General features: G+C 35.1%; 25 protein-coding genes. 11 read left to right on the top strand and 14 right to left on the bottom strand.

All coding sequences use genetic code 11. The annotated features are described in order from the left end of the window. Window positions 1-44: 44 nt before the first annotated feature. Entirely contained in the window at window positions 45-1,481 is a 1,437-nt protein-coding gene (locus tag EOD40_RS07335) for a PhoX family protein (protein ID WP_128194239.1), read from the bottom strand. Between the two features lie 362 nt (window positions 1,482-1,843). Here EOD40_RS07335 and EOD40_RS07340 point away from each other — a divergent pair, with 362 nt between their 5' ends. Beyond that, window positions 1,844-2,386, top strand: a complete 543-nt coding sequence (locus tag EOD40_RS07340) for a hypothetical protein (RefSeq protein WP_128194240.1) — start codon at window positions 1,844-1,846, stop codon at window positions 2,384-2,386. Window positions 2,387-2,454: 68 nt separating this feature from the next. Here EOD40_RS07340 and EOD40_RS07345 read toward each other — a convergent pair whose 3' ends face one another. Next, window positions 2,455-3,336 carry a PPK2 family polyphosphate kinase gene (locus EOD40_RS07345; RefSeq protein ID WP_128194241.1) on the bottom strand — a complete coding sequence of 294 codons (882 nt, stop codon included), beginning with the start codon at window positions 3,334-3,336 and terminating at the stop codon, window positions 2,455-2,457. A gap of 323 nt (window positions 3,337-3,659) precedes the next feature. On the opposite strand from EOD40_RS07345, the gene EOD40_RS07350 reads away from it, so the two are divergent. The 6 genes from EOD40_RS07350 to EOD40_RS07375 all read left to right on the top strand — a co-directional run bounded on the left by EOD40_RS07350 (window position 3,660) and on the right by EOD40_RS07375 (window position 9,703). After that, window positions 3,660-4,496, top strand: a complete 837-nt coding sequence (locus EOD40_RS07350) for a DUF6929 family protein (protein ID WP_128194242.1) — start codon at window positions 3,660-3,662, stop codon at window positions 4,494-4,496. A 2-nt stretch (window positions 4,497-4,498) separates the two neighbouring features. Then, complete coding sequence (locus tag EOD40_RS07355) at window positions 4,499-5,215, top strand: 3-ketoacyl-ACP reductase (protein WP_128194243.1); 717 nt, start codon at window positions 4,499-4,501, stop codon at window positions 5,213-5,215. 72 nt (window positions 5,216-5,287) lie between these two features. Further along, window positions 5,288-5,803, top strand: coding sequence for a hypothetical protein (locus tag EOD40_RS07360; protein ID WP_128194244.1), 516 nt, complete (start codon window positions 5,288-5,290; stop codon window positions 5,801-5,803). A 259-nt stretch (window positions 5,804-6,062) separates the two neighbouring features. Beyond that, a complete protein-coding gene (locus EOD40_RS07365) occupies window positions 6,063-6,563 on the top strand; it encodes an RNA polymerase sigma factor (RefSeq protein WP_128194245.1) in 501 nt (166 codons plus the stop codon). 2 nt (window positions 6,564-6,565) lie between these two features. After that, window positions 6,566-7,729 carry a carboxypeptidase-like regulatory domain-containing protein gene (locus tag EOD40_RS07370; protein WP_128194246.1) on the top strand — a complete coding sequence of 388 codons (1,164 nt, stop codon included), beginning with the start codon at window positions 6,566-6,568 and terminating at the stop codon, window positions 7,727-7,729. 39 nt (window positions 7,730-7,768) lie between these two features. Next, window positions 7,769-9,703: a vWA domain-containing protein gene (locus EOD40_RS07375; RefSeq protein WP_128194247.1), complete on the top strand. Its 1,935-nt coding sequence runs from the start codon at window positions 7,769-7,771 to the stop codon at window positions 9,701-9,703. Window positions 9,704-9,860: 157 nt separating this feature from the next. Here EOD40_RS07375 and mtaB read toward each other — a convergent pair whose 3' ends face one another. After that, window positions 9,861-11,189, bottom strand: coding sequence for a tRNA (N(6)-L-threonylcarbamoyladenosine(37)-C(2))-methylthiotransferase MtaB (mtaB, locus tag EOD40_RS07380; protein ID WP_128194248.1), 1,329 nt, complete (start codon window positions 11,187-11,189; stop codon window positions 9,861-9,863). A gap of 350 nt (window positions 11,190-11,539) precedes the next feature. Between mtaB and EOD40_RS17935 the strand changes: the two genes are divergently transcribed. Further along, window positions 11,540-12,466 carry a hypothetical protein gene (locus EOD40_RS17935; protein WP_164905455.1) on the top strand — a complete coding sequence of 309 codons (927 nt, stop codon included), beginning with the start codon at window positions 11,540-11,542 and terminating at the stop codon, window positions 12,464-12,466. Between the two features lie 174 nt (window positions 12,467-12,640). Here the strand turns inward: EOD40_RS17935 and EOD40_RS07390 are convergent, their stop codons facing one another. The 9 genes from EOD40_RS07390 to hisS all read right to left on the bottom strand — a co-directional run bounded on the left by EOD40_RS07390 (window position 12,641) and on the right by hisS (window position 21,677). Further along, window positions 12,641-13,438 carry a Cof-type HAD-IIB family hydrolase gene (locus tag EOD40_RS07390; RefSeq protein WP_128194250.1) on the bottom strand — a complete coding sequence of 266 codons (798 nt, stop codon included), beginning with the start codon at window positions 13,436-13,438 and terminating at the stop codon, window positions 12,641-12,643. Between the two features lie 53 nt (window positions 13,439-13,491). Further along, entirely contained in the window at window positions 13,492-13,710 is a 219-nt protein-coding gene (locus tag EOD40_RS07395; RefSeq protein ID WP_128194251.1) for a putative signal transducing protein, read from the bottom strand. A gap of 21 nt (window positions 13,711-13,731) precedes the next feature. After that, complete coding sequence (locus tag EOD40_RS07400) at window positions 13,732-14,418, bottom strand: DEAD/DEAH box helicase (protein WP_128194252.1); 687 nt, start codon at window positions 14,416-14,418, stop codon at window positions 13,732-13,734. Between the two features lie 72 nt (window positions 14,419-14,490). Beyond that, window positions 14,491-15,654 (bottom strand): sigma-54-dependent transcriptional regulator, encoded by a 1,164-nt coding sequence (locus EOD40_RS07405; RefSeq protein ID WP_128194253.1) that lies wholly within the window; start codon window positions 15,652-15,654, stop codon window positions 14,491-14,493. 99 nt (window positions 15,655-15,753) lie between these two features. Next, the gene (locus EOD40_RS07410) at window positions 15,754-17,070 is read right to left on the bottom strand and encodes an ABC transporter permease (protein WP_128194254.1); all 1,317 of its coding nucleotides are present in this window, start codon (window positions 17,068-17,070) and stop codon (window positions 15,754-15,756) included. 78 nt (window positions 17,071-17,148) lie between these two features. Beyond that, window positions 17,149-18,075, bottom strand: coding sequence for an ABC transporter ATP-binding protein (locus tag EOD40_RS07415; RefSeq protein ID WP_128194255.1), 927 nt, complete (start codon window positions 18,073-18,075; stop codon window positions 17,149-17,151). Window positions 18,076-18,236: 161 nt separating this feature from the next. After that, on the bottom strand, window positions 18,237-19,349 hold the full coding sequence (dnaJ, locus tag EOD40_RS07420) for a molecular chaperone DnaJ (protein ID WP_128194256.1): 1,113 nt from the start codon (window positions 19,347-19,349) through the stop codon (window positions 18,237-18,239). Between the two features lie 46 nt (window positions 19,350-19,395). Next, window positions 19,396-19,938 carry a nucleotide exchange factor GrpE gene (locus tag EOD40_RS07425; RefSeq protein WP_196781423.1) on the bottom strand — a complete coding sequence of 181 codons (543 nt, stop codon included), beginning with the start codon at window positions 19,936-19,938 and terminating at the stop codon, window positions 19,396-19,398. 368 nt (window positions 19,939-20,306) lie between these two features. Beyond that, the gene (gene hisS, locus EOD40_RS07430) at window positions 20,307-21,677 is read right to left on the bottom strand and encodes a histidine--tRNA ligase (protein WP_128194258.1); all 1,371 of its coding nucleotides are present in this window, start codon (window positions 21,675-21,677) and stop codon (window positions 20,307-20,309) included. Window positions 21,678-21,869: 192 nt separating this feature from the next. On the opposite strand from hisS, the gene EOD40_RS07435 reads away from it, so the two are divergent. Then, window positions 21,870-23,111, top strand: a complete 1,242-nt coding sequence (locus tag EOD40_RS07435; protein ID WP_196781424.1) for an ABC transporter permease — start codon at window positions 21,870-21,872, stop codon at window positions 23,109-23,111. Window positions 23,112-23,169: 58 nt separating this feature from the next. Here the strand turns inward: EOD40_RS07435 and prmC are convergent, their stop codons facing one another. Both prmC and EOD40_RS07445 read right to left on the bottom strand, forming a co-directional pair. Continuing rightward, the gene (prmC, locus tag EOD40_RS07440) at window positions 23,170-24,075 is read right to left on the bottom strand and encodes a peptide chain release factor N(5)-glutamine methyltransferase (RefSeq protein ID WP_128194260.1); all 906 of its coding nucleotides are present in this window, start codon (window positions 24,073-24,075) and stop codon (window positions 23,170-23,172) included. A 38-nt stretch (window positions 24,076-24,113) separates the two neighbouring features. Continuing rightward, window positions 24,114-24,602 carry a GNAT family N-acetyltransferase gene (locus tag EOD40_RS07445; protein WP_128194261.1) on the bottom strand — a complete coding sequence of 163 codons (489 nt, stop codon included), beginning with the start codon at window positions 24,600-24,602 and terminating at the stop codon, window positions 24,114-24,116. A 161-nt stretch (window positions 24,603-24,763) separates the two neighbouring features. On the opposite strand from EOD40_RS07445, the gene ribD reads away from it, so the two are divergent. After that, a complete protein-coding gene (gene ribD / locus EOD40_RS07450) occupies window positions 24,764-25,753 on the top strand; it encodes a bifunctional diaminohydroxyphosphoribosylaminopyrimidine deaminase/5-amino-6-(5-phosphoribosylamino)uracil reductase RibD (RefSeq protein ID WP_231129596.1) in 990 nt (329 codons plus the stop codon). Further along, complete coding sequence (locus EOD40_RS07455; RefSeq protein ID WP_128194263.1) at window positions 25,746-26,348, top strand: HAD family hydrolase; 603 nt, start codon at window positions 25,746-25,748, stop codon at window positions 26,346-26,348. Before ribD ends, EOD40_RS07455 begins: the two co-directional genes overlap by 8 nt. Window positions 26,349-26,428 lie beyond the last annotated feature (80 nt).

Here is a 26,428-nt window from a genome sequence, read left to right on the forward strand (position 1 = left end):
CCTATTAAGAAACCGTGGACTTTTTAAAGTATTTTTAAATTTTATTATCTCGCTAATCCTTTGATCAATACAATTTGGCTAGCTTGTTGCTCATTAGGACGACCTGTTCCTCCATCAACTCCTTTGTATTTAGCTCCAGTCCATGTATGAGGCTGAACGCTTAACAAGAAAGTATCATCGATTCCTAATTGCTCAGAAACATCTATCAAAGCACCATATTCCCAATCTCCAAATTTAGAAGTTCCACCTACGTTATATTTAGCAGCATCCGTTTCAGTACGACGGTGGTCTAATTCAACCACAACTTTCATTGTTTTGTTAGCAATATCATATTGATAAATGTAACCATCGTGCGTTTCATCTCCATAACCGTTAGGATCTTCCTGAACATATACATAGTTCTTAGTTACACAAATGTTATCTGGATTTTGGAAAGTTTTAGCAATTCCGTTACGATCATCTCCATCTAAAATCACTCTTAAAGTTCCTGACAATGGATTGTTTTCGTCTAAATTCAATTGGTATACTCTACCATATTTAGTTCTGGAAGCATCAGCATTAACACCTGTTGTGTTTTGACCAGTTACATTGAAATAAACTTCTCTATCAGCTGCTTTTTCTCCTTTTCTGTAATCCAAATCCTCAACTCTACCGAATTTAATCGCTTTTAAAGTATTCACAGAAGCATTAATTTGAGCACCTGTCAAAGTAGTATGATTGTCAATTTTAACAAAGGTAACCGGGTAGTTTTGGCCAACAATCATGTCTTTTTCTCTTTGATTCTCACTGTTTCTTTTCATCATATACAAAGAACCACTAGTCAAATCACCTACTGTATTAGAAACATACATAAATATTTGTCCTCCGTAAGTTCCTGAATCGTCATCACCAATTACAACAACTGTTTTCCCAGGAAAAGCCGATGCTTTTAATGGCAATGCATTCTCAGCGCTTAAACGACCAAATCCAGGTAATTCTTTAGAAACACTATTTGATTCTACATCTCCATAAGGATTCACACCATGTGTACGGGATTCTTCACCTGATTCACCACAAGTCAAATACAATGGTCCAAAACCATTAATTGCTGGAGTAGCCATTGTAGCTCCACATAATCTCCAAGTTCCACCATTAGAATTCAATAAATATTCTCCTGCTACTGGTTTAAAAGTTTTATCTAATGTAATTCTGGAAACAGCAAAATTATCTTCATTGTTTACCAAAAAAGTAAAAGTACCATCTGTATTTTTTAATAATCCGCTACCATCTGCCGAACCACCAAAAACAAAATTAGGAGTCTGTGGTAACACATCATCAGAAGTTAATAAAGAGAATAACTCTAATTTTTCAAAACCTTCTTTTTTCTTCAATAATACTGGAGTAACAGATTGATCTGCTAAAACTACATCTGATCCGTTTTTATCGTTCTCACACGAGAAAAAAGCCGTACTTAAAAGTAACCCTAAAATAATTTTTTTCATCTTGGTATGTTTTTAATTTTTCGAAGCAAAGAAAGCCCAGGGATTTTAAAACGGGATGAACTAAACATTACCAAACCTTAAAGAATTATTCCTCTTTTCAAATAAAAACCAAAAAAAATACAGCTCAATTTTACCTAAACATTGTCCGAAGATTACTCTAACATTAGCTAAACCCCTACTTTTTAAAAAATCAAGTTTTATTACCGATTTCTACTTTGTTGAATATCAATAATTCCATTTTTCATGAAGCAAAAATTCAACAATGCCCACAACATTTGAATACAATTGCCGTTTTTTAGCACTAGAACCTCTTTTTTAAGTTCGGAAAAAATTAAACATTAATTATTAAAACCCCTCAAATCATGAAAACTACAAAGAAAATTACCGCCACCGTTCTGTTTGTCCTGGCCTTATTCTCGTTTAATGGAGCCAAAGCACAAGAAACACAAAATTACGACCAAGGTTTCCGACTAGGATTTGGTTTAAATGCCGGTTATGCCACCGAAAAACCATACAAATTAGCCTTAGGTGCTGATGCCAGATTGCAATATGACCTGACAAAAAGATACTCTATCACGCTAACTACAGGTTTCACCAACCTTTTTGTGAGCGAAAATGAAGGGAAAGATTTAGGTTTTGTTCCTGCAAAAGCAGGATTAAAAGCTTTCGTATGGAATGACCAATTTTATTTAACTGGCGAGGCCGGTGCTGCCTTTCCTGTTACTAATAAATACAACCAAATCTCTTTTTTAGTATCTCCAGGTATTGGTTATGCTAATAAATATATTGATATTTCGGCACGTTATGAACACTATTCTGACTTTCCTACTATCAACAGCGATGGAACTGCCGGACAAGGTGCTGGTCAGGTATCACTTAGACTGGCTTACGGTTTTAAATTGTAACAAATTATATTTCTTAAAAAAACACCTGACAGGTTTTAGAAACCTGTCAGGTGTTTTTTTATGTCTTATCACTTTTCTTTACTCAACTGTTCTTTATACATCGCAAAATTAACTTTTATCTTATCGTCTAATTCGGGTTCTTTGATATCAGTATATTTCTGCATTTCCTCCCAAATAATCTTAGCAACAATATAACGACACATTTCTTTGTCATCGGCAGGAACTACAAACCAAGGCGCATTTTCAGTAGTTGTTTTATTAATTGCCTCTTCATAATACCTCATATAATCGTCCCAATGCTCGCGTTCTTTTAAATCTCCGGGAGAAAATTTCCAATGATGCTCTTCCTCTTCTAATCGTCGCAATAGGCGTTTGCGTTGCTCTTCCTTACTCATGTGAAAATAAAACTTCAATACAATTGTCCCGTTTTGTGTAATATGTTTTTCGAAATTATTAATCTGTTCAAAGCGATTCTCCCAAAACTGAGGCATAATATCATCCACATTCTCAATTCCAGGCAAATTTTCACCCAAAATATATTCGGGATGCACACGGGTAACCAAAACATTTTCATAATGCGTGCGATTAAAAACTGCAAACTTCCCTTTTTCGGGCAAGGCCAAATAATGTCTCCATAAATAATCGTGTTCCAGTTCGGTCGAATTAGGCGTTTTAAAACTATGCACCACTACCCCACGCGGATTAAATTCCTTAAAAACCTCCCGAATCAAACTGTCTTTCCCCGAAGTATCCATGCCTTGCAAACAAATTAAAACCCCGTAGCGGTTGTGCGCATACATCACATCCTGCAATTCGCTCAATTTTGCCTGAACCTTATCTAACTTTTCCTCCTTATCATCCTCACTGGCTTTATTAAATAAATTTGTAGGCGTTTTAGACAAATCAATTTTTTTAGTTACTTTAAAATCATCTGGATTAATCGATTTCATATATGTAAAATTTATTTTTTAGCGGTCATATATGGTATCGCCTTTTATTTATCGGTGTTTGCTTCACTGAGTTAATATTTCTCATAGGTGTTCAGCGAATTTCATTTGTTTACACAAACTGCTTGTTAATGGCGATTTCATAAGGAATATTTTAACTTTATACTCTCAAATATAAGGAATAAATACTATAATTTTAGCCTTTTAAGCTTCAATGTCAGGAGCTGTTTCCGGTTATTCGCTATATCTTTAGCTACTTAAAGAAAGTAGCTAAAGGATGCCGCTTCTACCCGGGCTAATACATCTCTGCTTTCAAAATAAAATACATGGAAAAATTTACACTCGAATTATTATTTCACATCATCGGAATTGGTTCTGCCTCAGGACTGCTTTACAAAGACAATTCCCTGTTCATCGTTGGTGACAACAGCGGTTTTCTATACGAATACCATCTTGATTCTAAAGATTTAAAACGTCATCCGTTGATAGAAAATCCCACCGAAAACATCATCAAAAAAGACAAACCCGATTTTGAAGCCCTAAGTTATTTTCAAGATACTATTTATGCTTTCGGCTCCGGCTCTACAGCAAAAAGGAATTCTATGGTCGAATTTGATTTGGCACAAAAAAAGAAAATCGCTACCAACAATCTGACCGAATTATATGCTATGATGCAAAATTTTGCTTCCATAAAAGCTGAAGATTTCAATATCGAAGGCGCTATTCACGATGGCGAAAACTGGTATTTCTTGAATCGGGGCAATGGAATTTCAAACAAAAACACTCTTTTTAGTCTTCGTACCAAAAAACTGAATCAGGAATTCACCATGCTCTCCAATGACTACAAACTCCCTAAAATAAAAGGAGTCCGCAGCAGTTTTACCGATGCCGTTAAAGTTGATAACAGCATTTATTTTTTGGCCACAGCCGAAGATACCCAATCCACTTATGACGATGGCGAAGTACTGGGAAGTCTTATTGGTCGCATTGACCTGGAAACCATGAAAATTAATTTCACCCAAAAAATCAGTGACAGCCATAAATTTGAAGGGCTGACCCTTTTCAAAAAAGACAATAATAAAATTGAATTCTTACTTTGCGAAGACAAGGATACCGAAATTCTTGAAACAGCTATTTATAAATTATCTCTAAATCTTAAGTAATCATGACCGACTTAAAAAATAAAAATGCCCTGATTACGGGCGCAGGAAAAGGAATTGGCAAAGCAGTTGCAATTGCTCTGGCAAAAGAAGGTGTAAACATCATTTTAGTAGCCCGAACGCAAGAGGACATTGACAGCGTTGCACTAAAAATAAAATCTTTAAGAGTAAAAGTATTGGCTATAACTGCCGATGTTTCCGATATTAATTCCATAAACGCAGCTGTTGAAAAAGCCTTAGCCGAATTCGGAACCATTGATATTTTAATCAATAATGCCGGAATTGCCGCTTTTGGAAAATTCCTGGAACTGGAACCTGCCGCCTGGGAACGCATCATTCAGGTTAACCTAATGGGAACCTACTATACAACACGCGCCGTTTTACCTAATATGATAGAAAGACAAACGGGCGATATTATCAATATTTCTTCGACTGCGGGATTAGCAGGAAATGCTTTAACTAGTGCTTACAGCGCATCTAAATTTGCGGTTTTAGGATTGACAGATTCGCTTATGCAAGAAGTTCGCAAACACAACATTCGGGTTACGGCTTTAACACCAAGCACCGTTGCCACTGATATGGCAAAAGAATTAAACCTAACCGACGGAAATCCGGAGAAAGTAATGCAATCTGAAGACATAGCAGAATTAATCATCGCTCAACTTAAACTCAACCGACGCGTATTTATCAAAAATAGCAGCATTTGGTCAACAAATCCCTAAAATATAAAATTCCAATAATTAGAATTTGGAATTTAAGTATTGGAATTTTATATTTATTAAAAAACTAAACAAATGGAAAACTATTTAAGACAACTGGTTTCAATAGAATTTCTGGATAAAAAAGAAATTTATACCGGATTTCTTATTGACTACTCTGATGATTGGATTTTATTACGAAACAATCCCGTTGATTTTATCATTGATGGTTTTGTGATTCTCAAAAACAAAAACATTGAGCGTATGTACAGAGACAGTAATCATGAGTTTACTGAAAAAGTAATCCGATTGAAAGGATTAAAAACAAATGCTAAAGAGATCATTCCTATCAAAGATTTGACATCTATTGTTAACTTTTTGGATAAAAAGTACGGCATTTTTCAAATTGCAAAAAAGTCAGCTACATCCGCTTATTTAGGAAAACTTATTAAGCTGAATGATGAGGAACTTATAATTGATTTTTTAGACACAAAAGGTCAATTTGGAGGCGAATTAAGCTTTAATCCTGAAAAAATAAGAGTCATTGAATTTGACACCGATTATATCAATTCGTTGAAACTGGTAGCTCAGGAAAATCAAAACAAGCACTAAATACGCTAAAAAAACCATTCAGAGATTTAAGTTCCATTAAGATTTTACTCCTTAATTTCCTTAAATCTCTTAATGGTTTAAAAAAACTTATATCCCTTACTTCGCAAAAAACACCCTCATAATCAAATAAATAACTCTGTTTGATTATTTTATTTGAAAAAAAAATGGCTTCTCTCCCAACCTTTTTCCTTTTTTAACGCTCTTTATTATTAAAGACCATATTGTGATAAACGAAAATCTAATAATAGCCTGCAAAAAAATGCAACGCGATGCCCAGCATCAAGTGTATGAGTTTTTGGCACCCAAACTCTACGCAAGTTGCAAGCGCTATTTGAAACAGGAAGAAGAAATTGAAGAAGCCTTGGCAGATGCTTTTTATATCATTTTTACGAAACTAGACCAATTAAAAGAAATTGGTGCTTTTGAAGCCTGGGCTCGAAAAATAGCGGTCAATCAATGTCTGGCAACTATCAAAAAGAAAACCAACTTCAATATGTATCTCGATGATGTAAAAACATTATCACAAGCTTTTACTGATGAGATGACGAATCTTGAAGAAGAAGATTTACTTGATTTACTCAATCATATTCCTGTGGGATGCAAGACTATTTTTAACCTTTTTGTCATTGAAGGCTACAGCCACAAAGAAATAGCCAGCATGCTCAACATTTCTGAAGGCACTTCAAAATCACAATTGAATGCTTCAAAAACAAAATTGAAGGAATTAGTAAATAATCTGTATTACCAAAAATCGAATTAGTCATGGACAATCAAGATAAAATAATTAACAAAATCAAAAGTGCTGCCCACAAGGCAGAACATCAGGATTTTCCGGAAATGGATAAAGTTTGGGCGCGTGTAGAAGACAAACTCGATCAAAAAGTACTGGAAACCAAAACCAAACTTTGGAAAAAATTAGCCATAGCTGCCTCACTATTATTGTTTGTTTCTTTGGGTTACCAATTTCTAAAAACAGATTTAAAAATAGTTGTACCAACTAAAACCAATGAAAACAAGGTAGTAATTCAAAAAAACGAAATCATTAACGACAGCATCGTTCCTTCTAAAAACATCAAAACCGAAGCTCCAGAAATTTTGCAAAAGCAATTAGAGAAACAAAATCCGGTTGCAGTAGTTGAAAATCCTACTCCAAAAAATGACGCCAAAATAATTGTTTCTGATAAAAAGGCTGAAGAATCCAATATTCAGGCAGACGAAATCATCAGTCAGGAATCGAATAGTATTTTAAGTGTAGCTCCGTCAGCTCCTGTAGCGGCAAAAAGCCTTGCTCCAGTTGCCAATGAATATAAAGAAAAAGCAGCTATGATTATGGCAAAAACCAACTCTGATAAAACAATTACAGGTGTTATTACAGACGAAAAAGACAACTTACCCATACCGGGTGCAATTGTCCAAATTAAAGGCAAAAATACTGGTGTTGTAACCGATTTTGATGGGAAATATACGATTGATGCCGAAAAAGGTGAGATACTTATTTTTAATACAATAGGATACAATAGTCACGAAGCTATAGTTGGTAACTCAAATAAGATGAATACTAAACTTTCACCGACTAGTGATGCATTAAACGAAGTAGTGGTAGTCGGTTATGGAAAATCCAAAAAAAATCAGCCAAAAAATACTGCTCCGATAGCTAAATATGGGACAACCAAATTTTACAAATCAGAAAAAGAAAAATCTGTTCCCCATATTAAAGATGCCTTGTACATCATCAACGGAGTTGAATACAGTGAAGCATCCTTATTTGGTCCTAATCCCACAAGTCCTTATGCTCCTTTGAATAAGCAAAAAATAGTAACGTTCAAAATTTTGCAAAACGAAGAAGCTACTACTCTATATGGAAATAAAAGCAATAACGGAGTTATAATTATTACCACTGAAAACGGAATTCCACTGAAGCGTTAATTCGCAAAAATACTGTCAAACATTTTAAAAATTATTGTCATGAAAAGTCTAAAACTTATTTCATCAGCCCTTGCTATGCTCTTTTCTATCCTAACTTTTGGACAGGAAATCACCATTACCGGAACAGTAACTGACCAGACTGATGGTTCAGTTCTTCCTGCTGTTTCCGTTACAATTAAAGGAACAAAAACAACTACTCTGACTGATTTTAACGGAAATTATTCCATTCAGGCTCAAAAAGGAAAAATATTAGTTTGTAACTACATCGGTTATCAAACCAAAGAGGTAAAAATTGGAAATTCCAAAGTGATCAACATTAGCCTAAAAAATAATGTTTCATCTCTAGAAGAAATTGTCGTTGTGGGATATGGAAACAGCCATAAAGACAAGCTTTACTCTGCTGAGGCTGTTGCTTATGAAAAAAAGAATTTAAATAGGAATGTTCCGAATCAACAAACGAGAGCTACGGCAATGGTAATGCCTACAAAGGCAAAAGCAGAATCCATTACTGAACCTCTTCAAATTTATGGAAATACAAATCCCATAAACATCAATCCTCCATTGCGAAACACGCCCAATCAGGAAGATTACGAAACTTTTGTAGAAAACCAGTTTGAAACTCCTAAAAACGCACCTTTATCTACCTTTTCTATCGATGTGGATAATGCTTCTTATACTAACATTCGTCGCTTTATCAATAACGGACAAGCCGTTCCTAAAGATGCCGTTCGAATTGAAGAAATGATGAACTTTTTCAAATACAATTACCCACAACCTAAAGAAAATCATCCTTTTTCTATTAATACTGAATACAGCGATTGTCCCTGGAACAGCAAACACCAATTATTAAAAATAGGATTGCAGGGTAAAAACATTCCAACCGAAAATTTACCGGCTTCCAATTTGGTTTTCCTGATTGATGTTTCAGGTTCTATGAACGATCCCAATAAACTACCATTGCTCAAACAATCGATGAAAATTTTGGTAAACGAATTAAGAAAAGAAGACAAAGTTTCCATGGTAGTTTATGCAGGAGCTGCAGGAATGGTTTTGCCACCAACCTCTGGAGATCAAAAACAAACAATTATTGATGCTTTGGACAATCTGAATGCGGGAGGTAGTACCGCAGGAGGTGCCGGAATTGAATTGGCATACAAAACTGCTATTGCTAACTTTATCAAAGGAGGAAATAACCGTGTCATTCTGGCTACTGACGGCGATTTTAATGTAGGCACTTCATCAAACAAGGATATGGAAACCTTAATTGAAGAAAAACGAAAATCAGGTGTTTTCCTGACTTGTTTGGGTTACGGAATGGGAAATTACAAAGACAGCAAAATGGAAATATTAGCCAACAAAGGCAACGGAAACTATGCCTACATTGACAACATTCAGGAAGCCAATCGCTTTTTAGGAAAAGAATTCAAAGGTTCGATGTTTGCCATTGCCAAAGATGTTAAAATCCAAATTGAATTCAACCCAAAACATGTCCAAGCCTACCGCTTAATTGGTTACGAAAACCGCAAACTTCGTCCTGAAGATTTTAAAAATGATGCCATTGATGCAGGCGAATTAGGCAGCGGACATACCGTTACCGCTTTATACGAAATCATCCCGACAGGAATTGACAGTGATTATAGCGTTGCCGATTTAAAATATACAAACACGACTATAAACAAAGAGTCCTATAGTAATGAATTAGCCACCATAAAATTCAGATATAAAAAACCCGATGGTGACAAAAGTATCGAAATGATTCAAACCATTGCCAACCATTCTGCTCAACTCGCCACTACTTCAAACGATTTTAAATTCAGTTCAGCTGTAGCCTGGTTTGGATTAAAACTAAGAGATTCCAAACTCGTAACCGACAAAGAATCAAAATCAATTTTAAAACTTGCCCAACAAGGACTAAGCAATGACAAAGAAGGTTATCGTACTGAGTTTGTTCGATTAGTAGAAGCTGTACAATAATTACTCTCTTAAAAACTTATGTGACTCCTGCCTGTCGGCAGACAGGTATGTGGTAAAAAAATAAAAACCATTAAGAGATTAAGAAAATTAAGCGTAAAACTTAATGAAACTTAATCTCTTAATAGTTTAAAAACTTATATAACTTATATGTTTAAACCTAAACCAAAGCAGAAGCAAACTCCATTCTCACGCTTCCGTCTTCATCAATTTTAGTCAAATTAATTTGGTGTAAAGTATTGACCAATTCAGGATTCCAGGGAGTTTTTACTTTTACGTAATTCTCGGTAAAACCGTGAATATAGCCTTCTTTATTTTCTCCTTCAAACAAAACAGTTCTGCTGGTTCCTAACTGGCTTTCGTAAAAAGCACGACGTTTTTTAACCGATAATCCGCGTAGCATTTTGCTGCGCTTCGCACGCACATTCGACGGAACCACTCCTGGCATTTCGACAGCTTCGGTATTATCACGCTCTGAATAGGTGAAAACGTGTAAATACGAAATATCCAAATCATTCAGAAAATGATAGGTTTCTAAGAAATGCTCGTCGGTTTCCCCGGGAAAGCCAACAATCACATCCACACCAATGCAAGCATGCGGCATCACTTCGCGAATTTTATTTACTCTTTCAGTATAAACTTCACGCAAATAACGGCGTTTCATCAACTTCAGGATATCATTGCTTCCCGATTGCAACGGAATATGAAAATGCGGTACAAAGGTTCTGCTTTTCGAAACAAATTCAATTGTTTCATTTTTCAATAAATTAGGCTCGATAGACGAAATACGCAAACGCTCTATTCCTTCCACCTCATCCAAAGCCTGAACCAATTCCAGGAAGGTATGTTCGTGTTTTTTATTTCCGAATTCCCCTTTTCCGTAATCTCCAATATTCACTCCAGTAAGCACAATTTCTTTGATGTTTTGCTTCGAAATTTCATAGGCATTTTTCAATACGTTCTGCAATTCGTCACTACGGGAAATCCCACGAGCTAGTGGAATCGTACAATAAGTACATTTATAATCGCAACCGTCTTGTACTTTCAGGAAAGCACGGGTTCGATCGCCAATGGAATAACTGCCCACATAAAAATCGGCTTCGGCAATCTCGCAGGAATGCACTTCGCCCATGTCATTTTTAGACAAATCGTTGATATAATCGGCTAATTTGAATTTTTCAGTAGCACCTAAAACCAAATCCACGCCATCTACACTAGCCAGTTCTTCGGGTTTCAATTGGGCATAACAGCCTACAGCAGCAACAAAAGCTTTATCATTCAGCTTCATCGCTTTACGCACCACTTGTTTGAATTGTTTATCGGCATTTTCAGTCACCGAACAGGTATTGATGACATACATATCAGCCACTTCCTCAAAATCGACACGATCAAAACCTTCGTCTTGTAAGTTTCGGGCAATCGTCGATGTTTCCGAAAAGTTCAGTTTACAGCCCAGAGTATAAAAGGCCACTTTTTTTCTGTTTTCCATAAGTAAGCTCTATCTAATGAAATCGTTGTCAAAAAAATAGAGTGCGCAAATTTACAAACAAATAAGGTAACTGTACAAGGATTTTTATTTTATTCTAATTCAGGATTTGGGCGTGCCCTCGTCTCGTCAAAAATAAAGACGAGACGAGGTCGGGCTGTCGCTGTATCTTTTTATTTTGTCATACTGAACCTGTCGAAGTACAAAATAAAAAGAATTCCGCTTCCATCCCTTACGGGGTTATATTTAGTGAGAAAAATATGATTTAAACTTAACACCATGTAGTATTTTATAGATATATTTGAAGTAATAAAAATTAATTCATAAAAAGTTTGCTTTAATAAATAAACAATATGAAGAAACATTTAGCTTTAATAATACTTTTAATCACCAATTATTGTTTTTCGCAAGAGGATATTTTTAAAAAATTACCATTTTTTATAGGTGATAAAATAGATTTAAAAATATTCATTGAACCGAAAGACATTAAAACAAAAAATTTTAGCTTAACATTTTATAATGCTACAGATGATAATATCATAAATAGCTTAAATTTCAACATATACAACACCAAAGCATTCGACAACGTTGAAAGTTTTTTTAAATCTAATCAAAATTTAATTAAAGTTTCACATATGAATTGGGAAAAATCATTTACTGAATGCTATATTGATAAAACAAATGACATCGAATATACCATTAAGTATAACCCTGGATATGATCCTAATTTTATAGGTAATATTAGCATATTATCTCATAAATTATTAAAATCAAAAATTGATAAAATCTACGACAAAGCAAACAAACAAACAAACAAACAAACAAACAAACAAACAAACAAACAAACAAACAAACAAACAAACAAACAAACAATTTACATCACTTTACGACATTGTTATTTAGGATTAAACATAAAAGAAAATATATATTTCAATTTTAGATTTAATACTGGAGAATCAAATGTATATGGAATTATGAATTTATATACAGACAAAGCTTACGAATTAAGATACATAAATTTTATTTTAAACGATGGAGAAACAATAAAAAAAGAATTAACCTCAATAGGTAAAAGGGTATTAAATTATGATTTTATTGATGAAGCTAATTTTTTTGTTCTAACGTATGAAGAGTTAAAAAAAATAGATCAAGCAGAAAAAGTTGACATACAAATCATTGGAGATAAAAATAATAATAATTTTGAAATGACATATCCTCAAAAAATGTCTATTAGAGATATATTAACATCTGATATATACAAAAATGTTATCACAAAATAATCACATGTCTGGTACTCGATTGCATCGAGTGCCAACTTACTTTTGTAAACAAAATAAAGCGTTTAAAACACATGTACTTTCCAAAACAAAAAAACCATTAAGAAATTAAGTTTATTAAGAACTGATCTTAAATTACCTTAATTTCTTAATGGTTTAAATTATAATTTGAAAATCTTAAGCCAAAATAAATCTTTGGATTACTTCAGCAACACCGTGATTGTTATTAGAAGCAACCACCACATCGCCTTTGTCTCTTAAATGAGCATCCACATTATCAACCCAAACACCAAGACCTGCATATTCAATCATCGATAAATCGTTGCCTGCATTCCCCACTGCAATCACTTCCGATTGTAAGATGTTTAATTTATCTGCCAGGAATTTCACACTGGCTCCCTTATCAATTCCGGTTTGAGCCGCTTCTAGGAAAAAAGGTTTAGACATACACACGCTCAAATGCGGCATAGCAGTTCTCAAATCGGCTTCTACTTCTTTTAAATAACCTGGTTCTTCCAGCAAAATACATTTTATTGCCGCCGATTGCACGCGCTCTTTAAAATTAGGCACTACTTCGTGTTCCAAGCCCGTAATATTCACCTCAACATCAATATACTCTGAATGGGTTTCGCTCACCACCTTTCCATCCAAATAAGTGATAATATGCGTTTTCTTTTCCTTGCTGTAATCATACAAGGTATGAATTTGCTCCTGAGTCAAACTTTGTTCAAAAATTACTTCATCATTTTTCAAATCGGTAATTACGGCTCCGTTAAACGAAATCATATACGAATCCATTAATCCCAAATCCTTAGCATATTCAATCATCGCAGGCGTTGGTCGCCCGGAAGCCAAAATAACATGTACGCCTTTTTCCTTTGCTTTAGAAAGCATCGCTCTATTTTCATCCGAAATGATATGGTCATCATTCAACAAGGTATCATCCATGTCAAGAACCAACATTTTGTATTTCATCCTTTATTATTTTTTTATTGTTCCTCAAAGTTGAAAACTTTGTGGAGCAGTATTTAAATATTCAGCCTAAACTCCTCAATAACAGGATTTGCTTTAGCGAAATCAGTTTCCTGAATAAACAATTCCACTGCCGAACCTGAACTTCCAAACCCTGCTAATCTAGCCGATTGAATATTGTCTTTTATCACCGTATCAACACCGGCAGCTTCTATTTTTTCTTTCAAAGCCAAAGCTAATACTTCACTCCCCGAAAACACTTTCATTAATCCCATGGTACCCTATTTTTTTATTTTTTATTCTTCTTCTCCGTCGTTTTCTAAATCTTCGCCAAGTTCTTCTTCTTCAAAATCCTCTTCATCATACTCCACATCTTCAAAATCAAAGATTTCAGGCTCTTCCATCATTTTATCGGCCAAAATTTCTATTCTTTCTGAAAATTGATCTCCAAAAATAATACGCTGTGTTTTAGCAATACTGTTAGAAATACGCATGATTTTAGTTTCGTGGCGTAATTTCAAAATTGGATTTGCATCGTCCAATATGAACATTTTCAAACGGTTTACATTGTAACCCGCCGTAGAAAACATATCATTCAATTTATTTGGAGTACCAATTAAAACATCGATTCCAGTTGAAACATAATTTTTATCATAATCCATATCGCCTTTGTCATGAACACCATAAACTTCCAGTTCACTGTACTTTCCGTACTTTTCAAAAAGCGCTTCCATTTCTAAAACTTTCTCTTTGTCCTCCACAATAATCAAAGCTCTTGGCGATTCTTCAACAGAACCAATCAATCGCTGAATTACGTTTAACACAATTGTAGTAGTTTTTCCTTCTCCATCTGGCGCGATAATAATACAATCGACGCCACTTTTTATAGTCGAAAAAGTTTCTTGTTGGATATCATTTGCCTCGGTTAATCCGTTTTCAATTAATCCCTGCTGTAACTTTTCGTTTATTTTTTTTAGTTTCATATTTTTTTAGTTATGAGTTATACGTTATGAGTTATGCGTTTAACCTCATAACTCATAACCCATAACTATTTTTTATTTACTTGCAAACAGCTTCACATCATTTTCAGATATCTGGCTTCCGCCAAGGATAATCAAGCGCTCCACCACATTGCGTAATTCGCGGATATTTCCCGTCCAGTCGTATTCTTGTAATAACTTGATCGCATCATCCGAAAATTTCTTCACTGCATTTCCTTGTTCCGAAGCAATTTTTTCGGCAAAATGAGTCACCAATAACGGAATATCTTCACGTCTGTCATTCAGCGAAGGTACTTTAATTAAAATTACTGCCAATCGATGATACAAATCCTCGCGGAAACGTCCTTCTTCGATTTCTTTTTTCAAATCTTTATTCGTTGCCGCCACTACACGTACATCGACTTTTATGTCCTTGTCTGCTCCTACTCTGGTAATGATATTTTCCTGTAAAGCACGTAATACTTTGGCTTGAGCCGAAAGACTCATATCGCCAATTTCATCCAGAAAAATAGTTCCTTTATCAGCCGCTTCAAACTTTCCTGCACGGTCTTTCACCGCCGAGGTAAAAGCTCCTTTCACGTGACCAAACAATTCGCTTTCTATCAATTCTGACGGAATCGCAGCACAGTTCACTTCGATTAAAGGAAAAGCAGCACGCTCACTTTTTTCATGCAATTGATGTGCAACCAATTCCTTTCCTGTTCCGTTAGGCCCAGTAACCAGCACACGGGCTTCGGTTTGGGCGACCTTATCAATCATCAGTTTGATATGATTAATAGCTTCACTTTCGCCAATCATTTCGTAGTTTTTGCTGACTTTTTTCTTTAGAATTTTGTTCTCAACTACCAGTTGCTTTCTGTCTAAAGCATTGCGAACCGTATTCAACAAACGATTCAAATCAGGTGGTTTTGAAATGTAATCAAAGGCACCTAAACGCATCGCATTAATTGCCGTTTCCATATCGCCATGACCCGAAATCATTACCATTGGGATTTCAGGCTTTATCTTTTTGACTTCTTCTAATAATTCGACACCATCCATTTTTGGCATTTTGATGTCGCATAGAACCAAGTCGTAATCGTTATTTTTTATTTTTTCGTAAGCCGAAACACCATCTTCAGCTTCTTCTACCTGATAGGTATCATTTTCTTCCGAAAGAATTTTAGTAAGCACTCTTCTAATAGCGGCTTCGTCTTCGATAATTAGTATTTTACTCATATATTTTTTAGATTCTGAGGTTCTAAGTTACTAAGATTCTAAGTTCTTTTTCTAAACATTTAAAAAACCTTAACAACTTAGAACTTTAGTTGCTTCAAATTAATATTTTAACCAACGGTATAATTCTTTCCAACTTGGTTTTTTCCCATACATCAAAATCCCTATGCGGTATATTTTAGCGGCAAACCAAACCACCAATAAAAATGTTCCAAACAATAATGTTACTGAAATAGCCAGCTGCCACCATGGAACTCCAAAAGGAATTCGCATCAACATCACAATGGGCGAAGTAAGTGGAATCATAGAAAAAGCAACTGCCATCGTACTATTAGGATCATTAACTACACTAAAAAAACCAACATAAACGCTTAACATCAAAGGCATAATTACCGGCAAAAGAAATTGCTGCGAATCGGTTTGATTATCGACAGCTGCACCAATAGCGGCGTAGAAAGAACTATATAAAAAATAACCTCCTATGAAATAAACCACAAAACCAATTAAGATAGTGGCAATAGGCAAATTCCATAATTCTTTGATAAACAACTGGGCTGTTTCGGCAAATTCAGTTTGCGAATGCTCCATCAAAGCAGGAGATACATTAGCTGCCGGACCAACGTTTACTCCAAAAAATACCGAAGCAGCAAACAGCAACGAAAGTCCAATAATTACCCAAATAGTAAACTGTAAAATTCCGGCTAACGAAGTACCAATAATTTTTCCAATCATCAACTGGAAAGGCTTTACCGAGGAAATAATAATCTCTACAATACGGTTTGTTTTTTCCTCAATCACGCTACGCATCACCATATTTCCATAAATAATAATAAACATCATAATTAGGTAACCAAAAGCACCTCCAATAGCAATTTTAGCTTCGTTCAATCCTTTTAAACCTTCTTCTCCCGAAGTTTTTGCAATAGTAATATTGACACTCGCCTGTGCTTTTTTAATAGCCAAAGTATCTAAATGAGCATTTTCCAGATTGATTTTCGTGAGTTTTCTGGCAATAATATCCTGTGCATTTTCGATAAACGAAATACTTGGACTTCCATCAGAAATAAACTCAATTTTGTTTTCTAAATCGGTTACAGCTGCAGTTTTTGGAATAACCAATACGCCTTCATAACCATTACTGGCAATACTGTCTTTCAAGTATTGGCTGTCAATTTGTGATAAATCCAGATATTTGTATTGGTTTTCCTCAGTATTTTGAGCAATAAATTCTTTGGCAAATAAACCCGTTTCATCATGAATAGCCACTTGTTTTACATCGGCTTTCATCGAACTTAAATAACTCACAAATACTGCTATTCCCACAAATAATAACGGACTTAAAAAAGTCATTACAATAAAAGATTTGTTGCGTACCTTGGCAAAAAATTCTCTTTTTATAATTAGTGATATGATACTCATTTCTTGATTTTAGATTTTAGATTGTTGACTTTAGATTTTAGATCCTAGGTTTTCACTCTAAAATCTAAAATCTGAAATCTAAGCTTTTTCAGTTACCGTTTGAATAAAAATATCGTGTACACTCGGAATTTTTTCTACAAAATGAGTGACTTGTCCACGCTGAGTTAAGAGATTCAATAATTCATTTGGAAGACTGCTCCCTATTTGAATTTCAAGTTTTAATTCTTTATTTAAGGATTTAAAATTAGCCGGACCAACAGTGAATTTCTGGGTAATATCATACATCAAACCTTCTACATTCTCTGTTAAAACACCCACTTCAAAACTATTCGTTTTATGCAGTCTTTTAACATCTTCTAATTTTCCTTCGATTAATTTATTCGATTTATGAATCAAAGCAATATGATCGCACAATTCTTCCACACTTTCCATTCTGTGAGTCGAAAATATGATGGTGGCACCTTCATCACGCAATGCCAGAATTTCGTCTTTGATCACATTGGCATTTACAGGATCAAAACCGGAGAAAGGTTCGTCAAAAATCAATAATTTAGGTTTGTGCAATACACAAACTACAAACTGGATTTTCTGTGCCATACCTTTAGAAAGCTCCTGAATTTTCTTGTTCCACCAACCTTGAATTCCCAATCGGTCAAACCAATATTCCAATTGCTTTTTGGCTTCAGCCTTAGACAAACCTTTCATTTGTGCCAAATACAAACATTGCTCGCCCACTTTCATACTTTGGTACAAACCTCTTTCCTCAGGAAGATAACCTATATATTGTACGTGTTTGGGTTGCAATTTTTCGCCATCCAGGATAATTTGACCACTATCCGGCATGGTAATTTGATTAATGATTCGAATAAGGGAAGTTTTTCCGGCACCATTAGGACCTAAAAGTCCATAAATACTGCCTTGTGGCACAGACAAAGAAACTTCATTAAGCGCTACGTAATCTCCATATTGCTTAACTACTTTATTGACTTCTAATAAGGTATTCATGCTGATTTTTTGAATTTTCTTCTTCGGTTTGACCTTTTTTGGTCTTGCGGCTGTAAAAGTAAATAATACTATCTAAATAGATTATAATTGTATCATAAAAAAACCCATCTTCATTTTCATGCGGATGGGTTCTTTACTGTATTTCGATTCATCTGAAAAGCTTAAGAAAACATATCTTTTACTTTTTCAAAAAATGACTTATCTGATTTTTCAGGATTTGGTGAAAAGTTATCATCTTCTAAATATTTCTCGAAGAATTGTTTTTGCTCTTTGTTCAATGTTTTAGGAGTCCAAACATTAACATGAACTAACAAATCTCCGCTTCCATATCCGTTGATACTCGGGATACCTTTACCTTTTAATCGAAGAATTTTTCCTGATTGGATTCCTTCTTCCAGTTTAATTCTTACTTTACCATTAATGGCTTCAATATCTTTAGAAATTCCAAGTACAGCCTCAGGGAAACTTACATACAAATCGTAATGTAAATTCTCTCCTTCACGCTTTAAGAATTCGTGTTCTAACTCTTCGATAGCGACAATTAAATCTCCGGGAATGCTGTTTCCTGGCGCGTCATTTCCTTTGTTAGAAACTTTTAATTGCATACCATCAACAACACCCGCAGGAATTTTAATAGAAACGGTTTCGTCTTCTACAATCATTCCTTGTGCATCAGCGTTAGATGGTTTTTTATCTAAAATTTGACCAGATCCACCACAAGCAGGACAAGTTGTCGCTGATTGCATTCTACCTAAAATAGTATTAGTCACTCGCATTACCTGTCCTTGACCATTACAAGTCGAACAAGTTTTGTAAGTAACTCCAGGAGCCTGAACTTTACGTTTTACCTTTACTTTTTTCTCAACACCATTAGCAATTTCTTCCAAAGTCAATTTTACTTTGATACGCAAATTACTTCCTTTAGCACGACGAACACCGCCTCGGCTTCCGCCTCCGCCAAATCCACCGAAACCACCTCCAAAGATATCACCAAACTGACTGAAGATATCATCCATGTTCATGTGATGACCTCCGCCAAAACCACCAGAACCATCAAAAGCTTGGTGTCCAAATTGGTCATACTTTGCTTTTTTGTCAGGATCGCCTAAAACTTCATAAGCTTCTGCCGCTTCTTTGAACTTTTCTTCTGCCGATTTGTCTCCAGGATTTTTGTCAGGGTGAAACTCAATAGCTTTTTTTCTGTAGGCTTTCTTTATCGCCGCAGCATCTGCATTTTTAGAAACACCTAATATGTCGTAAAAATCTTTTTTCATTTGTATTTATTTTTTAAAACGCATTGCAATGCATTTCTACCCAAATTTACTGCCCAATAACAACTTTTGGGTAACGAATAATTTTATCTCCCAGTTTGTATCCTTTTTCAAGAACATCAACTATTTTACCTTTTAATTTAGGTGATGGAGCAGGAATTTGTGTAATTGCTTCTGCAAAATCTGCATTAAAAGCATCCCCAACTTTCACATCAACTAACTCTAATCCCTTAGAAGACAAGGTACTTTTTAATTTCTCATGAATCAACTCTACTCCTTTTGTTAAAGTTTCATCTTCTGATTTAGTTATTTCAACTAAAGCTCTGTCAAAATCGTCTAAAACAGGCAACATTGCCAATAAAACTTCTTGATTAGCTGTTTTAAATAATTCAATACGCTCTTTTGAAGTTCTTCTTTTATAGTTTTCAAATTCAGCAAATAATCGTAAATGTTTGTCTTTTTCATCTGCTAAGTCTTTAGACAACTGCTCTTCAACACTTAGCTCTTCAGTAACTGCCGGCTCTTGGCTTGCCGTGTTTTCCATTGTTACCTCATCCATTTCTTTATCGATCTCTGTATTCTCAGTACTCATATTTCCCTTATTTTTAAATATATTTTTCAACTTCTTCATTTTTACACTTTCCTTTGGATAGCAAAAGTACTGCCAAAGCTAACTAAATGCCAAATTGTCACCCTTTTCCCTAATAGCTATTTTTATACCCTGTTTTTTCTTGATTTAATTTTTTTTCTAGTTAAAATTAAAATTTTAATAAATTTTTAAGACATAATTCAAATAGATTCTATATGTTTGTTACAGGTTCTAATCAATCTCTGATTTTCGATTCGAAACAAGACCGAAAATTACAGTTGATTCCAAAACAATTATTAATTCGCGATTACTCATACTAAAAAAAGCTTTGTCAACAGACAAAGCTTTTTTTGTTTTTATACACTTTTGAATTATATCAAAGCATCCTTTAACCCTTCAAAATCCAATGTTAATTGTTCTCCAGAAACTAAATTCTTAAGTGAATAAGTATTCGAACTCATCTCTTCCCCTCCAACAATTACTGCAAAAGGAATATTGCGTTTGTCAGCATGCTGAAATTGTTTGGCCACCTTAGCTTTATCAGGATACAATTCTACTTTTATACCTGAAGCTCGTAAATTTTTAATGGCTTGCAAAGCATAAAAAGCTTCAGCATCTCCATAATTAACAAACAGGGCTTTTGAACTTGCCGTAACGGTTTCCGGAAACAATCCCAATTCTTCAATTACCAAATAAATACGATCCAAACCAAAAGAGATCCCTACACCACTCATGTTTTTCAAACCAAAAATCCCGGTCAAATCATCGTATCTACCACCGCCACCAATAGAACCCATAGCGACTCCTTTTGGCGCAGCTACTTCAAAAATAGCTCCTGTATAATAATTTAAACCACGTGCCAAAGTTACATCCAAATCTAAAATGGCAGTTGTCAAGCCTAATTTAGTCACGTTGTCACAAATAAAACGCAACTCCTCCACCCCTTTCATTCCTTCTTCCGAAGCGGTTAAAAGCTGTGATAATTTTTCGATTTTCTCCGAAATGCTTCCAGTGAAATTAAATAAAGGCTGTACTTTCACAATTGCCTCTTCAGAAATTCCCTTTTCAATCATTTCCTTTTTTACACCGTCTTCGCCAATTTTGTCTAACTTATCTAAAGCTACTGTAAAATCAATCAATTTATCCGAAGCACCAATCACTTCGGCAATTCCTGATAATATTTTTCGGTTATTGATTTTAACCGTCACTCCGTTTAAACCTAAAGTGGTAAAAACAGTATCATATAATTGTACCAATTCTACTTCCTGCCACAGCGATTTCGAACCTACCACGTCGGCATCACATTGAAAAAACTCTCTAAAACGTCCTTTTTGAGGTCTGTCGGCACGCCAAACGGGTTGGATTTGGTATCTTTTAAAAGGAAATTCAATTTCATTTTGGTGTTGCACCACATATCTTGCAAAAGGAACGGTCAAATCATAACGCAAGGCTTTTTCAGAAATGCTTGAAGTCAACTTCACGCTGTCCTTACTTTCTAAATGAGCAGCATTGGCTTTCGCCAAATAATCTCCAGAATTCAAAATTTTAAAAATCAATCGATCTCCTTCTTCTCCATATTTCCCCATCAAGGTTTCTGAATTTTCAAACGAAGGTGTTTCTATCGGTTGGAAACCAAATTTCTCAAAATTACTTTTTATAGTCTGGATAATATATTGACGTTTAACCACCTCAGCAGGTGAAAAATCTCTTGTTCCTTTAGGAATACTTGGTTTTGATGCCATTTTTGTTTAATTGCAGATTTTAGATTGCAGATTTTAGATTTGTAAACCCAAAATCATATTTAATTCAGAAAATCTAAAATCTAAATTCTTAAATCTTAAATTTCGACTGCAAATATCTTATTTTTAAAATAAATAACTTGCCTTGAAAACAAACTTCTCTCAAAAATTGTATTTTCGTATCAAACTACTGTGATGCGCAATCTATTAAAGGAAAATATAAAAATAGCTTTTGGTTCTATCAAAACCCAAATCCTCCGAACAACACTTACCATATTAATTATCGCTATTGGTATTACGGCTCTGGTGGGAATTCTGACTGTGGTTTCGGCATTAGAAAACACTATTTCTTCTGATTTTGCTTCAATGGGCGCCAATACTTTCAACATCAATCGCTACGAAAACACCATTAAGAAACATGGTGGCGAAGAACGGGAAATCATCAATCCCATTATTTCTTATCCTGAAGCCGTAGCTTTTAAGAACAAATACAGTTTCCCGCTTTCGCAAACTTCACTTTCTTTTAAAGCTACTTCAACAGCCGAAGTAAAATTTGATTCAGAAAAAACGGATCCTGAAATTTCAGTTCTCGGTGTCGACGAATATTTCATGACTAATTCAGGATTAGAAACCAGTCAGGGACGCAATTTCAACAATTTCGACATCAGCAACAATAATTATGTTTGTGTTGTAGGATCCGATTTTGAAAAAGGACTACTAAAAGATGTCAATCCTATTAATAAAACCATTTCTATCCGTGGCGCCCGATTTAAAGTGATTGGTATTTTAAAAGAGAAAGGCTCCACTTTTGGCAACAGCCAGGATTTAAGAGTTTTAATTCCTATTCAGGTGGCACGCTCGCTTTTTACAGCTCCCAATATCAATTATAGCCTGAGTGTCATGGTAAATAACAAAGAATTTCTTGACCAGGCCACCGACAATGCCATTAGTTCGATGCGCAGCATCCGAAAACTGAGTCCCGTAAAAGACAATAATTTTGGCGTAGTCCGAAGTGACGATTTAATCAATCGAATCCTTAGCATTACACAATATTTAGGATGGGCATCCTGGGTTATCGGTATCATTACAATCCTTGGATCTTCGATTGCTTTGATGAATATTATGATTGTTTCGGTTACTGAACGCACTCGCGAAATCGGTGTTCGAAAAGCATTGGGCGCTAAACGTTCTACGGTTGCCGTTCAGTTTTTTATAGAAACCTTACTTATTGGGCAAATAGGCGGTTTAGCCGGAATTATTTTCGGAATCTTAATTGGCTACGGAATTGCCACTGCCCTAAGTTTTGTTTTTGTTATTCCGTGGGAAGCTATCATGGCTGCTTTCTTAACCAGCTTTGTTGTAGCTATCGTATCTGGTTTATATCCCGCCATTAAAGCCGCAAAACTAGATCCTATTGAGGCGCTGCGCTATGAATAAGTGGTCAGTGAACAGTTCTTGAGTGATCAGTAAGTTATTCGCATTAGTAAATAACTGTTCACTGAACACTACTCCTCGTCATCCTGTCATTCCCATAAATATCCTTTCTCAACTCAACATTCTTGAAATTCATATTTTCGAGTAATGCGATCATTTCTTTTCCCAGATATTGATTGATTTCGAAGAATAATTGTCCGTTTTGAGTCAAGTTTTGCTTTGCTAATTCAGCTATTTTTCGATAAAAAATCAAGGCATTGTCATCTTCTACAAAAAGAGCCAAATGGGGTTCGTTATCCAAAACATTTTTCTTGATTTCCTGTTTTTCCAGATTTCGAACATAAGGCGGATTTGAAACAATTATATCAAATTCCTGTTCTAAGCCATCGTATTCGCTCAGGCTGACAACTTCCAGAATATTTTTGTGAATAAAAGTGACGTTTACATTATTATTTGCAGCATTTTTTTTGGCTGTAGCCAAAGCTTTTTCGGAAACATCAATAGCAAAAACCTGTGCTTCAGGAAGATTTTTTGCCAATGAAATAGCAATACAACCGCTCCCTGTACCAATATCCAAAATTTTCAGTTTTTTACTTTCTGACTTCTCACTTCTCCCGATAGCTATCGGGACTTCTAACTTCTGACTTTCAACGATCCACTGTACCAACTCTTCGGTTTCCGGTCTGGGAATTAATACATTTTCGTTTACTTCAAATTCCAATCCGTAAAAATGGGTTTTCCCAAGTAGGTACTGAACAGGAATTTCTAATTTTAATTGTTCTAAAATGGCATTCCAAATCTGGAAATCGGCATCAGAAAACTCCAAATCAGGCTGCAAAGCCAAGTCAATTCGTTTCAATTGCTTTTTCTCTTCTAATATCAAATAAAAAAAACTTTCAGCTTCGCCTTCGTCGAAAATAGTCGAAAGTACTTGAATAAATTGAGTTCTGTAAGCCTTTATTTTCATTGATATTATTCGTTTAGAATTTGTCTTTTAACAAGCTTTTAATGTAAATCTTTCAACATCCATACCGGACAAGAATCGTGACCTGTACTTCCCATGGGCGCGCAAATATACTCAAAGCCAAATTTCTTATACAGTTTTTGGGCATCATGCATAAAAGGCATTGTTTCGAGATAACATTTTTCGAAACCAAAATCTTTAGCCGCCTGCATACAAATTCCCATCATTCTGCTTCCAACTCCCAAACCGCGAGCTTCGGGAAGGAAAAAAAACTTTTGCAATTCACAGATGGTTTCGGCTTCATTTTCAAGTGGTGCTAATCCTGCTCCGCCAATGATTTTTCCATTATTTTCGACCACAAAATAAGCAGATTTCGGTTTGGTATATTCCTCAAACATTAAATCCAAACACGGATCAGCATAAGCAGTTCCCACTTTCGGAATATCTAATTCATCGAAAACCGTCCGTATCAATTGAGCAATCGATTGATTGTCTTTCTTTTCTATTTTTCTGAGAACCCAATTTTCCATTTTCTTGAAATATTGATTTATGCTACAAAAATAGAAATAGTTTATTGTTATTTTTAGCCGTTTCAAAACTAAATCATAAACTCAAAAATAACTACTTTTGCGCCGTGAAGAAGATACATGAAAAATACCTGGCGCGCTGCATTGAACTAGCCAAAAATGGCATGGGAACGACCTATCCTAACCCGATGGTGGGCAGCGTTATTGTTTATAATGACCAAATTATTGGCGAGGGCTGGCATAAAAAAGCTGGAGAACCTCATGCCGAAGTGAATGCCGTAAATTCGGTTAAAGACCAATCTTTATTGCAAAAAGCGACTATTTATGTCAGCTTGGAACCTTGCAGCCATTTTGGAAAAACACCACCTTGTTGCGATTTAATCATTCGAAATAAAATCCCAAATGTGGTTATAGGAACAGTAGATCCTAACGAGAAAGTAGCCGGAAACGGAATCAAAAAACTAATCGAAGCAGGAATTAACGTTACTGTGGGCGTTCTGGAAGACGAATGCAACGCACTCAATAAACGTTTTTTTACTTTTCACCAACAAAAACGACCTTATGTTATCTTGAAATGGGCAGAAAGTAAGGATGGGTTTATTGCGCCAAGTGAAAGAAACGAACAAAAACCCGTTTGGATTACCAATCAATATTCGAGACAATTTGTCCATAAATGGCGAAGTGAAGAACAGGCTATTCTTGTGGGGACGCAAACCGCCATAGACGACAATCCAAAACTCGATATTAGAGATTGGACAGGAAAAAATCCTGTAAGAGTGGTTTTAGACAAAAACAATCGGATTCCAAAAGAAAGTTTTTTATTAAACAATCAAATCAAAACGATTGTTTTTTGCCAAACAAATATCGATGTAAACCAAGAAAACCTTATCTTTGAAAGAATTGATTTTGAACAAAATATAGCTCCCCAAATCTTAAAAATCTTATTTGAACATCAAATTCAATCGGTAATAATTGAAGGTGGGCGTCAAACCTTACAGACTTTTATTGACGAAAACCTTTGGGACGAAGCACGTATTTTTAAAGGAAAAGCTATCTTTAAAAACGGAACAAAAGCACCAACTATACAACCAAAAACAAACCAAAAACAGTTCATTTTAGAAGATGAACTAATAATTTCTACCAACCATGATTAATACTATTATTTTTGATTTTGGAGATATCTTCATCAATTTAGACAAAAAAGCCACTATTGACGGACTTAAAAATCTAGGTTTAAAAGAATGGAATGAAGATTTAGATCGTTTGAATATTCAATTTGAAAAAGGAAATATTAAAAGAGAGGAATTCTTAGCCGGATTTCAAAAACACATGCCTAATGCCAGCATCGAAGAAATTCTGGAGGCTTGGAATGCTATTTTAGCCGACTTTCCTTTGTATCGATTGGAGTTTCTACAAATGCTTTCTAAAAAATACCGTTTGTTTTTATTGAGCAACACCGACTCGATTCATATTGAAACATTCGAGCAAAGAGTGGGAACTTCTTTTTACAGCGATTTTTACCAATGCTTTGAAAAAGTCTATTTTTCATTCGAAATGGGAATGCGTAAACCCGATGCCGAAATTTACCTTTCGGTTTTAAACAAACACGAACTGCAAGCCAAACGCACTTTGTTTATTGACGACAAAAAAGAAAACACCGATGCAGCTCAGGCTTTAGGCATTCACGTTTGGAATCTTCAGGTAGGAAAAGAAGATGTAGTCGATTTATTCAACAAAGACATTCTTTAAATCAATGGCAATGACAATATCAATAAACAATAACAAGCTTATATTTTGACATTGAATTTTCATATTGAAATTGTTATTGA

This window comes from Flavobacterium sufflavum (assembly GCF_004016525.1).
GTDB classification, from domain to species: domain Bacteria; phylum Bacteroidota; class Bacteroidia; order Flavobacteriales; family Flavobacteriaceae; genus Flavobacterium; species Flavobacterium sufflavum.

Bases quoted from the DNA above. Each gene is read 5' to 3' on its own strand.
- EOD40_RS07335 (WP_128194239.1), bottom strand. From the start codon at position 1,481: ATGAAAAAAATTATTTTAGGGTTACTTTTAAGTACGGCTTTTTTCTCG.
- EOD40_RS07340 (WP_128194240.1), top strand. From the start codon at position 1,844: ATGAAAACTACAAAGAAAATTACCGCCACCGTTCTGTTTGTCCTGGCC.
- EOD40_RS07345 (WP_128194241.1), bottom strand. From the start codon at position 3,336: ATGAAATCGATTAATCCAGATGATTTTAAAGTAACTAAAAAAATTGAT.
- EOD40_RS07350 (WP_128194242.1), top strand. From the start codon at position 3,660: ATGGAAAAATTTACACTCGAATTATTATTTCACATCATCGGAATTGGT.
- EOD40_RS07355 (WP_128194243.1), top strand. From the start codon at position 4,499: ATGACCGACTTAAAAAATAAAAATGCCCTGATTACGGGCGCAGGAAAA.
- EOD40_RS07360 (WP_128194244.1), top strand. From the start codon at position 5,288: ATGGAAAACTATTTAAGACAACTGGTTTCAATAGAATTTCTGGATAAA.
- EOD40_RS07365 (WP_128194245.1), top strand. From the start codon at position 6,063: ATGCAACGCGATGCCCAGCATCAAGTGTATGAGTTTTTGGCACCCAAA.
- EOD40_RS07370 (WP_128194246.1), top strand. From the start codon at position 6,566: ATGGACAATCAAGATAAAATAATTAACAAAATCAAAAGTGCTGCCCAC.
- EOD40_RS07375 (WP_128194247.1), top strand. From the start codon at position 7,769: ATGAAAAGTCTAAAACTTATTTCATCAGCCCTTGCTATGCTCTTTTCT.
- mtaB (WP_128194248.1), bottom strand. From the start codon at position 11,189: ATGGAAAACAGAAAAAAAGTGGCCTTTTATACTCTGGGCTGTAAACTG.
- EOD40_RS17935 (WP_164905455.1), top strand. From the start codon at position 11,540: ATGAAGAAACATTTAGCTTTAATAATACTTTTAATCACCAATTATTGT.
- EOD40_RS07390 (WP_128194250.1), bottom strand. From the start codon at position 13,438: ATGAAATACAAAATGTTGGTTCTTGACATGGATGATACCTTGTTGAAT.
- EOD40_RS07395 (WP_128194251.1), bottom strand. From the start codon at position 13,710: ATGGGATTAATGAAAGTGTTTTCGGGGAGTGAAGTATTAGCTTTGGCT.
- EOD40_RS07400 (WP_128194252.1), bottom strand. From the start codon at position 14,418: ATGAAACTAAAAAAAATAAACGAAAAGTTACAGCAGGGATTAATTGAA.
- EOD40_RS07405 (WP_128194253.1), bottom strand. From the start codon at position 15,654: ATGAGTAAAATACTAATTATCGAAGACGAAGCCGCTATTAGAAGAGTG.
- EOD40_RS07410 (WP_128194254.1), bottom strand. From the start codon at position 17,070: ATGAGTATCATATCACTAATTATAAAAAGAGAATTTTTTGCCAAGGTA.
- EOD40_RS07415 (WP_128194255.1), bottom strand. From the start codon at position 18,075: ATGAATACCTTATTAGAAGTCAATAAAGTAGTTAAGCAATATGGAGAT.
- dnaJ (WP_128194256.1), bottom strand. From the start codon at position 19,349: ATGAAAAAAGATTTTTACGACATATTAGGTGTTTCTAAAAATGCAGAT.
- EOD40_RS07425 (WP_196781423.1), bottom strand. From the start codon at position 19,938: ATGAGTACTGAGAATACAGAGATCGATAAAGAAATGGATGAGGTAACA.
- hisS (WP_128194258.1), bottom strand. From the start codon at position 21,677: ATGGCATCAAAACCAAGTATTCCTAAAGGAACAAGAGATTTTTCACCT.
- EOD40_RS07435 (WP_196781424.1), top strand. From the start codon at position 21,870: ATGCGCAATCTATTAAAGGAAAATATAAAAATAGCTTTTGGTTCTATC.
- prmC (WP_128194260.1), bottom strand. From the start codon at position 24,075: ATGAAAATAAAGGCTTACAGAACTCAATTTATTCAAGTACTTTCGACT.
- EOD40_RS07445 (WP_128194261.1), bottom strand. From the start codon at position 24,602: ATGGAAAATTGGGTTCTCAGAAAAATAGAAAAGAAAGACAATCAATCG.
- ribD (WP_231129596.1), top strand. From the start codon at position 24,764: ATGGGAACGACCTATCCTAACCCGATGGTGGGCAGCGTTATTGTTTAT.
- EOD40_RS07455 (WP_128194263.1), top strand. From the start codon at position 25,746: ATGATTAATACTATTATTTTTGATTTTGGAGATATCTTCATCAATTTA.